This window comes from Rahnella victoriana (assembly GCF_004330295.1).
GTDB lineage: Bacteria > Pseudomonadota > Gammaproteobacteria > Enterobacterales > Enterobacteriaceae > Rahnella > Rahnella victoriana.
The window spans coordinates 26169-40018 of the sequence record NZ_SJOJ01000017.1 but is presented as its reverse complement, the minus strand read 5'-3'; the positions used below and the strand labels follow the sequence as shown (position 1 = coordinate 40018).

Below are 13850 nucleotides of genomic sequence, written 5' to 3'. Positions count from 1 at the left end.
CGTGAACGTAATCGGATTTTGGCGTTCATCATTAAATGAGAACGTAATGTGAATTTATCGTTAACGAGCATAAACGAGAAATAGCGAAATCAAAATTTGTGTGTTGTGTCATAAAAATGAGCGATTTCGCGTATTGGCAGAACTTGATGCAGCGCAAAAAGGCCATGATTTAACATTTTCAGCGAACCTGTCTTTTTAAACGAACATCAGCGACCTTATCCGTACGGCGGCTAAGGTTATTCGCTATTAAGCCGGATTTCTGGTGAGTGACGCTGCTTTTTAAGCATTTCCTGATACCCGGCGCTGTAAAATTGCAACAGACTGCGTGGATAAAGGGGTTGCTGGTAGACAGACCACAGCTGGCTACATACAATCACCCGTTAAGACACCCGGCGGTTTTGCGCAATTCTCTGATGAATTTGTTATGAAAATCGACGGTGTGCAGGAATTTTTGAGCCGTGTCCGGACGATGCGGCAGAACATAAGATGTGCGCCTTGCGAACATAAGGGGACCGAAAAATGTCATTTGAAGTATTTGAGAAATTAGAAGCTAAAGTTCAGCAAGCGATCGATACCATTACTCTGTTGCAGATGGAAATCGAAGAACTGAAAGAGCAGAACAACACCCTGTCTCAGGAAGTTCAGCAAGCCAGCGGTAATCATGAGTCTCTGGTGCGTGAAAATGCGCAGCTGAAAGAAGAACAACACGTATGGCAGGATCGTCTGCGTGCACTGTTGGGAAAAATGGAAGAAGTCTGAGCACTTCCGCCATCAAATGAAAAAGGACGCCATGGCGTCCTTTTTTGTGGCTGCAAGAAAGCGTTACTCGATATCGAGCGGGTCTTCCGACAGCACGATACCGGTATTGTCGGCATAAAGATGGTCGCCGGAGAAGAAGGTCACGCCGCCGAAATTGACACGAATGTCGCTTTCGCCGATCCCTTCACTGCCTGCGCCAGCCGGAATAGCGGCCATGGCCTGAATACCCAGATCCAGTTCTTCCAGATCGTCAACCTGACGGACCGCACCATAAATCACGATGCCTTCCCATTCGTTTTGCAATGCCAGGCGTGCCAGTCCGGCATCCAGCAGTGCGCGACGAACAGAACCGCCGCCATCGATCACCAACACGCGGCCCCGGCCATTTTCTTCCAGCAGATCATAAAGCAAGCCATTATCTTCAAAGCATTTCACGGTGGTGATTTGCCCGCCAAATGAAGTACGGCCGCCAAAGTTGGAGAACAAGGGTTCGACGACATTCACTTCTTCATGGTAGATGTCGCAAAGTTCGGAAGTATCGTATTTCATAGGATTTCATCTGGTTGCTGCATGAGTATTCAGTATATCCCTTTCCGGCGGATGTTGGCAAAATCATCAATTGTTAAATGTGAAAAGTGACCCGATAAACGCACATCAGGCCAATTTGACTCAATTGAGTAACAGACCCACTGCAAACAATACGTTAGTCAGCAACGCGGTTTTCACCATATGTTCCAGCAGCGGGCGCACTTCCGTGGACGTTTTCGAATTCATTACCCGCATGACATGTTTTACCAGCATCGGGATCGCCAGAACAAACAGCCAGCCGGTCCAGTGGTGCAGGTGCACGGCGGAGAATACTGCCAGACAGAGGACGGCAGCAGTCAGAAGGGTGGCGTGATAACGGCGCGCGTTGACCGGCCCGAGACGTACCGCCAGCGTATTCTTGCCATTGGCGCTGTCCGTTTCGATATCGCGCAAATTATTGATATTCAGCACCGCCGTGGACAGCAAGCCGGTCGCCGTCGCCGGTAACATCACGATCCAGTCGAAATAGCCCGCCTGCAAATAGAATGTGCCCGCGACGCTTATCCAGCCGAAGAAAATCAGCACCGAAATGTCACCAAGCCCCATGTAGCCGTAAGGGCGCGTGCCGACGGTATAGGTGATGGCGGCGCCAATCGAGAGCAGACCGAGGATCAGAAAGCCGACCACGTCGCTCGGTTTTTGGCAGGCCACCGCAATAAGTGCGATACCGCAGATAATGGTCAGGGCGATGGTCAGGATAATCGCGCGTTTCATTTGCGCCGCGCTAATCAACCCTTTTTGCATGCCGCGCAGTGGCCCGACGCGATCGGGCGTGTCGCTGCCTTTCTCGGCGTCACCGTAGTCATTTGCCAGATTCGACAAAATTTGCAGGCAACCGGCAGTCAGCAGTGCCAGCAGCGCGGTCAGCGGATGGAAAACGCCTTGCAGGCTGGCAATGGCAGAACCCATGACGATAGAGGCAAAAGCCAGTGGCAGGGTTTTAGGACGCAGGCTTTCCAGCCAGGCGCGGGCGGGCGTCGTCGGGGTGCAGGGAGTGATTATGCTCATAGTGATTTCGCTCAGGTGAAGAATCAGTCCGAAATCAAAAAAAAATCAGGGAGGCAAACGCCTCCCTGAAGATCACTTTCGGAACGTATGAGCAAATTATAAGATAAAACGGCTCAGATCTTCATCAGCTACCAGCTGGTCAAGGTGGCTTCTAACATAATCTGCATCAATGTTTATGGAGATTCCGCTGCTTTCGCTGGCGTCGTAAGAGATATCTTCCATCAGACGCTCCAGAACGGTGTGCAGACGACGCGCACCAATGTTCTCGGTAGTTTCGTTTACCTGCCATGCGGCTTCCGCAATCCGGCGGATACCGTCAGGGGTGAAATCAATGTTCACGCCTTCGGTTGCCATCAATGCTTTGTACTGATGAGTCAGCGAAGCACTCGGTTCGGTCAGAATGCGTTCGAAGTCTTCTGTCGACAGCGCCTGCAATTCCACGCGGATCGGCAGACGACCCTGCAACTCAGGGATCAGATCAGACGGGCTGGCAGTCTGGAATGCGCCGGAAGCGATAAACAGAATGTGATCGGTTTTCACCATGCCGTGCTTGGTCGATACAGTACAACCTTCCACCAGCGGCAACAGGTCACGCTGAACACCTTCACGGGAGACGTCCGGGCCGGAGCTTTGACCGCCACGTTTACAGATTTTGTCGATCTCATCGACAAACACGATGCCGTGTTGTTCAACGGCTTCGATCGCCTGTTCTTTCAGGTCTTCCGGATTCACCAGTTTCGCCGCTTCTTCTTCAACCAGCAGCTTCAGTGCTTCTTTGATTTTCAGTTTGCGTGGTTTCTGTTTCTGAGCGCCCATGCTCTGGAACATCGACTGCAACTGACTGGTCATTTCTTCCATGCCCGGAGGGGACATGATTTCAACGCCCATCGGACCGGATGCCAGGCTGATTTCGATTTCTTTATCGTCCAGCTGACCTTCACGCAGTTTTTTGCGGAAATTCTGGCGCGCAGCAGAAGGTTCCTGCGCTTCGTCAGCCTGTCCCCAGTTGTTTTTTGCTGGCGGGATCAGTACATCGAGAATGCGTTCTTCGGCCAGTTCTTCAGCGCGATAACGGTTTTTCTCGATGGATTGCAGACGCACCATTTTCACGGCGGAATCGGTCAGGTCGCGGATAATGGAATCCACTTCTTTACCGACATAACCGACTTCGGTGAATTTGGTGGCTTCCACTTTGATGAACGGCGCGTTCGCCAGTTTCGCCAGACGGCGGGCGATTTCGGTTTTACCGACACCGGTCGGGCCGATCATCAGAATATTTTTCGGGGTGACTTCATGGCGCAGCGCTTCATCAAGCTGCATACGACGCCAGCGGTTACGCAGGGCAATGGCCACGGCGCGTTTCGCCTTATCCTGACCAATGATGTAGCTGTCTAATTCGCTGACAATCTCGCGCGGGGTCATCTCAGACATAATTTTCGATCCTTACGCTTTAGAAGACAATTCTTCAATAGTGTGGAATTGGTTGGTGTAGATGCAGATGTCACCGGCGATGCTCAGCGATTTTTCAACGATGTCGCGGGCGTCAAGCTCAGAGTTTTCCAGCAGGGCGCGGGCAGCGGCCTGGGCATAGGGACCCCCGGAACCGATGGCGATCAGGTCGTTTTCCGGCTGGATCACATCACCGTTACCGCTGATGATCAGCGACGCATTTTCATCCGCGACGGCCAGCAGTGCTTCCAGACGGCGCAGCATGCGGTCGGTTCGCCAGTCTTTCGCCAGTTCAACGGCGGCTTTCACCAGATGACCCTGATGCATTTCCAGTTTGCGTTCGAACAGCTCAAACAGTGTGAAGGCATCAGCCGTACCGCCGGCAAAGCCCGCGATCACTTTGTCGTTATACAGGCGACGTACTTTTTTGACGTTGCCCTTCATGACGGTATTTCCCAATGTGGCCTGGCCATCACCACCGATAACGACCTTGCCGTTGCGGCGTACACTTACAATTGTTGTCACGAGCGGTTCCTCGTTGCAGACGGAAAAGATCCCCGCAGGCTTGTGGGACACACCGGGTGTCTCACAAGCTTACGAGGCATATTGAAAGTATAGATTGGGGAAGGATTACGGGTTTTCAACCCCCGGTTGCGAGGGGAATGCAACCGGAGATGCCTGCGCTCTTCAGGCGGGTGAGGGTGCTGTCTGCACCGGAGCGGCTGTTGTACGGGCCAATGACAACGCGATTCCAGCCGCCGCCCGTGGTGATACGGCCTTCGAAACCTTCAAACGCCAGTTTGGCACGCTGGGATTCCGCCTGTTCGCTGCCTTTGAAAGAACCGCACTGCACCATAAAGCGCTGGGTTTTTTCCTGCGCTTTTGGTTTTTCCGGCTCAGCCTGAGTAATGGCGGCGGGTTGCTGCGGTTTCGGCGCTTCTTTCACCGGCTCTTTCACCACTGGCTTCGGTTTCGGCTGAACGGGCTGGGTTTGCACCTGAGCCTGCGGCGCACGTACCGGCTGCGTTTGCGGCGTATACGTTGGCTGAACCTGACGCGGCTGAGTCTGCACCGGCTGTTGCTGCGCATAAGTCGGCTGCTGTTGCTGCTGAACCTGACGCGAGGTATGCGCCGGTGCCTGCGTCACCTGATTCGGGTCGTTATACGGCACTTCAGACAGCTGTGTCGGCGTCTGGCGCATATCAGCCTGCATCTGTTCGAGAAGCTGGCGCTGTTCCGGCGTCAGTTGCGTTTTGGATTCGACTTGTCCGCCCGCCGTCGGTTCTGTCGGCGTGGTCACGCCCATCTGGCGGTTTTCCAGTTCTTTAATGTAGCGCCAGCGCTCTTCTGGCTTAGGCGGCAATCCATTACCCGGACGGACAGTGTGCGTCGGCAACACTGTCGTTTCTTCATGTTTATTGTGCGCAATAAAATAGAGGCCACCGACAAACACCACCAGTACCGCAACGGCTAACACCACCATGGTTTTGGAGATCGTTGGGGAACTGCGTTTTTTACTCCGGCTGGTACTTTTCCGCCGCGCTCCTGAGCGCCCACGGCTTACATAGTCTCTTTGTGCCACTATCGTTTCGCTGTGTCGTAATGAATGAAGAAGTGCGTCATGTTACTTAACCCTGAACATATACTGAAATTAAAACTTCATAACAGACTAAATACTGACTCACGCGTTAGGGGCGGCCGTGCTTTCACGCACCACCAGTTCACTGTCGAGCAGCAGAGAGCCATTTTGTACCGGATTTCCCTGTAACTGCTCAAGCAATAATAACATGGCCTGACGGCCAAGCTGGAATCTCGGCTGCGCCACGGTGGTCAGCGGAGGATCGGTATACTGGCTGGCCTTGATGTCATCGAAGCCGACCACCGACAGATCCTGCGGAATGCGCAGCCCCATTTTCTTTGCCTGGAACATCGCGCCAATCGCCATCACATCGTTGTGGCAGAAAATCGCCGTTGGCGGAACGGGCAGCGACATCAGTTCTGTTACCGCCTGTGCGCCGGATTCATAGCTGAAATCACCATGAATGGTCAGTTTGCTCTCGACGCTCAACCCGTTGCGGCGCAGCGCCTGCACATAGCCTTGTAAACGGTACTGGCACAGCGGCATATGTTTCGGACCGGCGATGCAGGCAATGCGCTTATGCCCCAGTTTCAGAAGATAGTGCACGGCTTCAAACGCCGCCGTCAGGTTATCAATGTGGACGGTCGGCAGTTCCAGTTCCGGCGCAAACTCATTGGCCATGACCATCGGGGGCAAATTACGTTGTTCTTCTTTGCTGGCATCGAAAGGCAAATCAGAACCGAGCAGGAGCATGCCGTCAATTTGCTTGGTAATGATCAGATTGATAAAGGTTTTTTCTTGCTGATTTTGCTGAGCACAGTCGCCGATCAATACCAGATAACCGCTTTCGGCCGCGGTGCGCTCGATCCCCTGGATCAGGTCTGAGAAAAACGGATCGCAGATATCGGGGACGATCACCAGAATCGTGCGTGATTCATTCCGTTTCAGATTACGGGCCAGGGCATGAGGAGAATAACCTACGGCCATGACGGCCTGATCAACCTTCTGACGGGTTGCGGCGGAGACTTTCTCCGGATTCATTAATGCACGGGATACGGTTGCTGTTGAAACGCCTGCCTGTTCAGCCACATCTTTCATTGTTGCGGCGGGTAATTCTTTCTTGTGCTCCAACGTCTCTCTCCTTGCAACAGCATCAAACTGACACAACAGCATCAACATTCCTCGCCTGGCTACGCATGATGTGTAGCTCATCACATTCTAAACAGAATGTGAGTAGGATTTGTTACCTAATTTGCATTAAAAGTGTGACGCAGATGCTTTTTTCGATCCATCACGCAAAAAACCTGAGTATTTATGCGGATTTTCCTTAGGGATCAGCTGTCAATCGGATCGACATCCAGCGTCCATTTCACTTTTTTAGCCTGCGGCAGGCTGGCAATCAGGGGCTGAGAGCTTTTGATCAGATGCTGCAAAACGCGGCGTGAAGGATGCTGCAACAGCAGTTGCCAGCGGAAACGTCCGCTGCGTTTGGCCTGCAAGGCGGGAACCGGCCCCAGGATCCACAGTGAATCGTCTTTCAGCGGGCTGGATTCCAGCAGATTACGCAACTGCTGGAGGAACAGCGCCGATTGCTGATTATCGTGATCTTCCGAGCGGATCATAATGTGACTGGTATAAGGAGGGAGAAAAACGCTTTTGCGCTCCGCCAGCGTCTGTCTGGCGAATTCGTCGTAACCTTGCTGTAGCAGCACCTGCAACAGCGGATGTTCAGGATGATGCGTCTGCAACACCACTTCACCCTGTTTGCCTGCGCGTCCGGCACGGCCGGAAACCTGCGTATAAAGCTGGGCAAAACGCTCAGCAGAACGGAAATCCGCCGAGAACAGCGCGCCGTCGACATCCAGCAATGATACCAGCGTGACGTCCGGGAAGTGATGCCCTTTTGCCAGCATTTGCGTCCCGATCAGAATGCGCGCACCGCCGCGATGGACTTCACTCAGATGCTGTTCCAGCGAACCTTTGCGGCTGGTGGTATCGCGGTCGATGCGTGTGATAGGCGTATCCGGGAACAACGGCGCCAGTTCGTTTTCCAGCTGTTCGGTGCCGACACCGACCGAGACCAGCTGCGTCGAACCGCAGTGCGGACACTGATGCGGCACGGCGCGCTGACTGTCGCAATGGTGGCAGCGTAACTGGCGATGATTCTGGTGCAGGGTGTAATAGTGATCGCAGCGCTGACATTCGGCTATCCAGCCGCATTCATGACAAAGCAGGGCAGGGGCATAACCGCGGCGATTGAGGAACAGCATCACCTGATTATCGGCTTTCAGATGTTCCTGCATTTTCTGGATCAGTGGCTGAGACAGCCCGACTTTCAGCTGCAACCCCTTCAAATCCAGCAAATTCTGGCGGGCGAGTTTGGCATTCCCGGCACGTTTGGTCAGTTTCAGCTGGCGATATTTCCCCAGTTCCACGTTGTGCAGCGTTTCCAGCGCAGGTGTTGCCGAGCCCATAATAATCGGAATGTTTTCAGCGTGAGCGCGGTACACCGCCAGATCCCGGGCGTGATAGCGCCAGCCTTCCTGCTGTTTATAAGAACTGTCGTGTTCTTCGTCGATAATGATCACGCCGAGACGGGCAAACGGCGTAAACAGGGATGAACGGGTGCCAATGACAATCCCTGCTTCACCATTACGCGCCCGCAGCCAGACGGCGAGACGCTCGCTGTCGTTCAGGCCGGAGTGCAGCACATCCACCGGTGCGCTGAAACGCTCGCGAAAACGCGCGATGGTTTGCGGCGTCAGGCCGATTTCCGGCACCATCACCAGCGCCTGCCGGCCCTGTGCCAGAATATTCTCCAGCACGCTGAGATAGACTTCGGTTTTCCCCGACCCGGTGACACCGGCCAGCAGCCAGGCGGAGAACTGCTGGTCTTCACTGCGGATCGCCCCCACGGCGGTGGCCTGCTCAGTATTGAGGCGTAAACGTTCGCCGACGACTGAAAAATCCTTGCGCCAGTCGTGCGTGGCGGGCGCGATGCTGCGTAAATCCGTCAGCCCTTTGGCGCGTAACGCCTGCAACGCTGTATCTGTCAGATCCAGATCGGCGACCTGATGACGGTAAAGCGGCTTTTGCATCAGCGCAGCCATCGCCTGTTGTTGCTTGGGCGCACGTTTCAGACTGTCGAGCGGCGTGGCGCGACCCTGCTCGGTGGCGAACCATTGCCACAGTGGCGTCAGCTCGGCGGCTTTGCCCTGACGCAACAACACCGGCAGCGCATGGAACAGCACTTCGCCGATCGGATAATGATAATAGTCGGCGGCCCAGAACAGGATGCGCCACAAATCGGGAGTGAACAGGCTGGCGCCGTCGAGGACTTCACGCACAGGTTTCAGCTTTTCCAGACCAAATTCACTGGTGTCACTGATGCGGGTGACAATGCCGATGGCGTCGCGTTTACCGAACGGCACACTGACCCGGCAACCCGGCGAAACCTGCATATCAGGCGGCAACAGATAGTCGAAAGTACGGGAGAGCGGGACGGGTAAAGCAACGTGGGCAACAGGCATTGTGGGTCCAGACTTTAAAAAAATGACGAGATAGTGTACACTGTGTCCTTCGAAATGCATGAACATCATTGCGCGGTTCTCAGAGATTCTGTATGATTCGCCGCCTTTGGTGCATTTCGTACTCAAAGCCTATCATCCACTACGCGTGGTGTCTGACAGAACAGGGTTGGATAGCGACGCGGCCTTAAGAAGAGGTTTTCCATGAAAAAAGGTATTCACCCTAATTACGTAGAAGTTACTGCTAACTGCTCATGCGGTAACGTTATCAAAACTCACTCAACAGTGGGTCACGATCTGAACCTGGACGTTTGTGGCGAATGTCACCCGTTCTACACTGGTAAGCAACGTGAAGTGGCTACCGGTGGCCGCGTTGACCGCTTCAACAAGCGTTTCAGCGTTCCAAGCAGCAAATAAGCTACGCTTGAGAGCAAAAAAAGGCGCCTTTGGCGCCTTTTTTGTTGCCTGCCGTTTGACATCCCGCCAGACAAATCTTTCTTTTTGATCGCCATTACCCCGGTGATCGCCAGATACCCAAAAAGCCGCACGACGGGTTCGTACGGATTTTTCAGGCCATCGACGCGGCGATCAGTATTCCCAGGTATCAGGATCCACACCCAGTTCACGCATCAGGATCTTCGCCGCTTCCGGGATTTCATCACTGCGCTCTTTCCGCAGGTCTTCGTCATTCGGCAAAGGCTGACCGGTGAAGGCGTGCAGGAAAGCCTCACACAATAATTCACTGTTGGTCGCATGACGCAGGTTGTTCACCTGGCGACGGGTGCGTTCATCGGTGAGGATCTTGAGGACTTTCAGCGGAATGGATACCGTAATTTTCTTAACTTGTTCGCTTTTCTTACCGTGTTCAGCGTAAGGGCTGACATATTCGCCGTTCCACTCAGCCATGGGACACCTTAAATTTATCAAAAAATAAAATTCTGAAAACCGCGTGATTATGCCCGATTTTCACTGTTCTCACTAAGTAAATGTCGGAATTTAACAGGGATACCTCACGATTTTCCCTGCGGCATTGTTCATTTTGTCACCTTGCGCTTAACTATTCCGGCGCGACAGTTCTGCCTGACATCTTCATTAACGCCATAATTTTAGCGGGTATTGCTCTGTTGCTCAATCTATACGCAAAGAAGTTTAGATGTCCAGATGTATTGACGTCTATAACTCCGGGCGTTACTCTTTACATCCTCATCTTTCGCATTTCGTCAGGAAGAAACGATTATGACGCACAAGCAAGCCACCATTGCCGTAGGCAGTGGCCTGAACAATGATCAGCAATATGGTTGTGTAGTTCCGCCTATCTACCTTTCAAGCACCTACAACTTTGAAGATTTCAACCAGCCAAGAGCGCACGACTATTCACGTCGCGGTAACCCGTCGCGTGATGTGGTTCAGCGCGCGCTGGCGGATCTGGAAGGCGGTGCCGGTGCGGTACTGACCAGCAGCGGTATGTCTGCCATTCATCTGGTGTGTACGGTCTTTCTGAAACCTGGCGATTTACTGGTGGCCCCGCACGATTGCTACGGCGGCAGCTACCGTCTGTTCGACAGCCTGAGCAAACGCGGCGCGTATCGCGTGCTGTTTGTCGATCAGGGCGACCCGCAGGCGCTGGCCGAAGCACTGAAAGAACAGCCGAAACTGGTGCTGATCGAAACCCCGAGCAATCCGTTGCTGCGCGTGGTGGATATTCAGGCGATTTGCGATGCATCACGCGCCGCCGGTGCCCTGACGGTAGTGGATAACACCTTCCTCAGCCCGGCGTTGCAGAATCCGTTGCAGCTTGGCGCGGATTTAGTCGTCCATTCATGTACTAAATATCTGAACGGGCATTCTGATGTGGTCGCCGGTACGGTAATATCTAAGACCGCAGAACACGCGACAGAACTGGCGTGGTGGGCGAACAATATTGGTGTGACCGCCGCCGCGTTTGACAGCTATCTGTTATTGCGCGGTTTGCGCACGTTAACGGTTCGCGTGAAACAGCAGCAGGAAAATGCCCTGGCGATTGTGGCTTATTTACAGAAACAATCGCAGGTCAAAAAGCTGTATCATCCGTCGCTGCCGGAAAACCAGGGCCATGACATTGCCCGCCGCCAGCAACGTGGCTTCGGTGCCATGATCAGTTTTGAATTTAACGGAGATGAAGCTCAGCTGCGACATTTCCTGAAAGAATTGAAGTTATTTACCCTCGCAGAATCACTGGGGGGCGTCGAAAGCCTGATTTCTCATACCGCGACCATGACGCACGCTGGCATGGCGCCGGAAGCGCGTAAAGCCGCTGGGATTTCTGACAGCTTGCTCCGTATTTCTGTAGGTCTTGAAGACAGCGAAGATTTGATTGCTGATCTGGAACACGCATTCCAGTCAGCGGCAACGAGGTAAGTATGAATGCAATAGCGGTTGCAGCGCCGGCGGGAAGCCGTCAGCTGCACAAATTTGGTGGTAGCAGTCTGGCCGACGTGAAATGTTATCTGCGCGTTGCCGGGATCATGGCCGAGTATGCCAAACCGGGCGACATGATGGTGGTGTCGGCGGCAGGCAGCACAACCAACCAGCTGATCAGCTGGCTGAAGCTCAGCCAGACAGACAGAATTTCCGCGCATCAGGTTCAGCAGGCATTGCGCCGTTATCAGAGTGATTTGATAACCGGCCTGTTGCCGCCGGAAATGGCCGAACCGCTTATTGCTTCCTTTATTCATGATCTCGAACGTCTGGCTGTTTTGCTTGATGGCAAAATGACCGATGCGATTTACGCCGAAGTGGTCGGGCATGGCGAAGTCTGGTCTGCACGCCTGATGTCCGCCGTGCTGTGCAAACTGGAATTACCGGCCGCCTGGCTGGATGCCCGGGAATTCCTGCGTGCCGAACGCGCCGCTCAACCTCAGGTAGACGAAGGCCGTTCGTATCCGCTGCTGCAACAACTGCTCGCGCAACACCCTCAGCAATATCTGGTGGTGACCGGCTTTATCGCCCGCAGCGACGCGGGTGAAACCGTGCTGCTTGGCCGTAACGGCAGTGACTATTCCGCCACCCAAATTGGTGCACTGGCGAATGCCAGCCGTGTCACCATCTGGAGCGATGTGGCCGGGGTGTACAGCGCCGATCCGCGTAAAGTGAAAGATGCCTGTTTGCTGCCGTTGCTGCGTCTCGATGAAGCCAGCGAGCTGGCGCGTCTGGCGGCACCGGTGCTGCACACCCGTACGTTACAGCCGGTGTCCGGCAGTGATATCGATTTACAGCTGCGTTGCAGCTACCAGCCGGAACAAGGCTCAACGCGTATTGAACGCGTGCTGGCGTCCGGTACTGGCGCGAAAATTGTCACCAGCCACGATGATATTTGTCTGATCGAAATGGTCATCCCTTCCGGTCACGATTTTGGTCTGGCACAAAAAGATGTCGAGCTGCTGCTTAAACGTGCGCAGATCAAACCGCTGTGTACCGGCATCCATCCTGACCGTAATTTGCTGCAACTGTGCTACACCTCCGAAGTGGCGGGCAGCGCATTACAGGTACTGGAAGAGGCGGCCCTGCCGGCGCGTCTGACGCTGCGTGAAGGGCTGGCGCTGGTGGCGCTGGTCGGTGCTGGCGTGTGTAAGAATCCGCTGCACAGCCACCGTTTCTATCAGGAAATGAAAGATCAGCCGGTTGAGTTTATCTGGCAGGCGGAAGACGGCATCAGTCTGGTCGCCGTACTGCGTATCGGCCCGACCGCGCACCTGATTCAGGGGCTGCACAAAACGCTGTTCCGCGCTGAAAAGCAAATCGGTCTGATGCTGTTTGGTAAAGGCAACATCGGTTCACGCTGGCTCGAACTGTTCGCCCGTGAGCAAAAGAACATCTCTGCCCGCAGTGGTTTTGAGTTTGTGCTGGCCGGCGTGGTCGACAGCAAGCGCAGTCTGCTCAATTACGACGGTCTGGACGCCAGCCGCGCGCTGGCCTTCTTTGATGATGAATCGCAGGCACACGATGAAGAATCGCTGTTCCTGTGGATGCGTGCGCATCCTTATGACGATTTAGTGGTGCTGGATGTGACGGCCAGCGCCGAACTGGCGGATCAGTATCTCGATTTCGCCAGCTACGGTTTCCATGTGATCAGCGCCAACAAACTGGCCGGTGCATCGGATACCCATAAATACCGTCAGATCCGCGACGCGTTTTCCAAAACGGGCAGCCACTGGTTGTATAACGCCACGGTCGGTGCCGGTTTGCCGGTCAACCATACGGTGCGTGATTTACGCGAAAGCGGCGACAGCATTCTGGCGATCAGCGGGATTTTCTCCGGCACCTTGTCATGGTTGTTCCTGCAATTCGACGGTACGTTACCGTTCACCGAACTGGTGGATCTGGCATGGCAGCAGGGGCTGACCGAGCCGGATCCGCGTGATGACTTATCCGGTCAGGATGTGATGCGTAAGCTGGTGATCCTGGCGCGCGAAGCGGGTTACGACATCGAGCCGACGCAGGTTCGTGTGGAATCGCTGGTGCCGGAAGCCTGCGCGACCGGTTCTGTCGATCAGTTCTTTGAAGACGGCGAGGCGCTGAATCAGCAAATGCTGCAACGTCTGGAAGCCGCCCGCGAAATGGGTCTGGTACTGCGCTACGTGGCGCGTTTCGATGCTAACGGCAAAGCCCGTGTTGGCGTGGAAGCTGTGCGTGAGGATCATCCTCTGGCCGCATTGCTGCCGTGCGATAACGTGTTCGCCATCGAAAGCCGCTGGTATCGCGATAACCCGCTGGTGATCCGCGGGCCGGGTGCAGGACGTGATGTCACCGCCGGTGCATTGCAGTCTGACCTTAATCGTCTTACTCAACTTCTGTAATTCCCTGCGCCTGTCCTTCTCATGGGAACAACGAGCGGAGTGGTCTGCTAAACCCCCTCCCAGCCTCCCCCTTCGCAGGGGGAGGAGCTGAATTCCCACAGCAAA

Annotated in this window: 12 protein-coding genes; 4 read left to right on the top strand and 8 right to left on the bottom strand. The window is 54.3% G+C overall.

Annotation, left to right across the window (positions count from 1 at the left end; genetic code table 11):
- Positions 1 to 519: 519 nt before the first annotated feature.
- On the top strand, positions 520 to 759 hold the full coding sequence (gene zapB / locus EYY67_RS15215; RefSeq protein WP_013577585.1) for a septal ring assembly protein ZapB: 240 nt from the start codon (positions 520 to 522) through the stop codon (positions 757 to 759).
- A gap of 63 nt (positions 760 to 822) precedes the next feature.
- On the opposite strand, the gene rraA is transcribed toward zapB, so the two are convergent.
- The 7 genes from rraA to priA all read right to left on the bottom strand — a co-directional run bounded on the left by rraA (position 823) and on the right by priA (position 8913).
- Positions 823 to 1308, bottom strand: a complete 486-nt coding sequence (gene rraA, locus EYY67_RS15210) for a ribonuclease E activity regulator RraA (protein ID WP_013577584.1) — start codon at positions 1306 to 1308, stop codon at positions 823 to 825.
- 120 nt (positions 1309 to 1428) lie between these two features.
- A complete protein-coding gene (locus EYY67_RS15205) occupies positions 1429 to 2355 on the bottom strand; it encodes a 1,4-dihydroxy-2-naphthoate polyprenyltransferase (RefSeq protein WP_095924136.1) in 927 nt (308 codons plus the stop codon).
- A gap of 96 nt (positions 2356 to 2451) precedes the next feature.
- Positions 2452 to 3786, bottom strand: coding sequence for an HslU--HslV peptidase ATPase subunit (gene hslU, locus EYY67_RS15200; protein WP_095924137.1), 1335 nt, complete (start codon positions 3784 to 3786; stop codon positions 2452 to 2454).
- Positions 3787 to 3798: 12 nt separating this feature from the next.
- A complete protein-coding gene (gene hslV, locus EYY67_RS15195; protein ID WP_095924138.1) occupies positions 3799 to 4329 on the bottom strand; it encodes an ATP-dependent protease subunit HslV in 531 nt (176 codons plus the stop codon).
- A 115-nt stretch (positions 4330 to 4444) separates the two neighbouring features.
- Positions 4445 to 5386, bottom strand: coding sequence for a cell division protein FtsN (gene ftsN, locus EYY67_RS15190; RefSeq protein WP_131693815.1), 942 nt, complete (start codon positions 5384 to 5386; stop codon positions 4445 to 4447).
- Between the two features lie 99 nt (positions 5387 to 5485).
- Positions 5486 to 6514 carry a DNA-binding transcriptional regulator CytR gene (cytR, locus tag EYY67_RS15185; protein ID WP_131693814.1) on the bottom strand — a complete coding sequence of 343 codons (1029 nt, stop codon included), beginning with the start codon at positions 6512 to 6514 and terminating at the stop codon, positions 5486 to 5488.
- A gap of 203 nt (positions 6515 to 6717) precedes the next feature.
- Entirely contained in the window at positions 6718 to 8913 is a 2196-nt protein-coding gene (gene priA, locus EYY67_RS15180) for a primosomal protein N' (protein ID WP_119823890.1), read from the bottom strand.
- 201 nt (positions 8914 to 9114) lie between these two features.
- Between priA and rpmE the strand changes: the two genes are divergently transcribed.
- Positions 9115 to 9327, top strand: a complete 213-nt coding sequence (gene rpmE, locus EYY67_RS15175) for a 50S ribosomal protein L31 (RefSeq protein ID WP_095924142.1) — start codon at positions 9115 to 9117, stop codon at positions 9325 to 9327.
- A gap of 171 nt (positions 9328 to 9498) precedes the next feature.
- Here rpmE and metJ read toward each other — a convergent pair whose 3' ends face one another.
- Entirely contained in the window at positions 9499 to 9816 is a 318-nt protein-coding gene (gene metJ / locus EYY67_RS15170; protein ID WP_004392248.1) for a met regulon transcriptional regulator MetJ, read from the bottom strand.
- Between the two features lie 330 nt (positions 9817 to 10146).
- Between metJ and metB the strand changes: the two genes are divergently transcribed.
- Both metB and EYY67_RS15155 read left to right on the top strand, forming a co-directional pair.
- The gene (metB, locus tag EYY67_RS15160) at positions 10147 to 11307 is read left to right on the top strand and encodes a cystathionine gamma-synthase (protein WP_095924144.1); all 1161 of its coding nucleotides are present in this window, start codon (positions 10147 to 10149) and stop codon (positions 11305 to 11307) included.
- Positions 11308 to 11309: 2 nt separating this feature from the next.
- Positions 11310 to 13745, top strand: coding sequence for a bifunctional aspartate kinase/homoserine dehydrogenase II (locus tag EYY67_RS15155; RefSeq protein ID WP_095924145.1), 2436 nt, complete (start codon positions 11310 to 11312; stop codon positions 13743 to 13745).
- Positions 13746 to 13850: the final 105 nt, after the last annotated feature.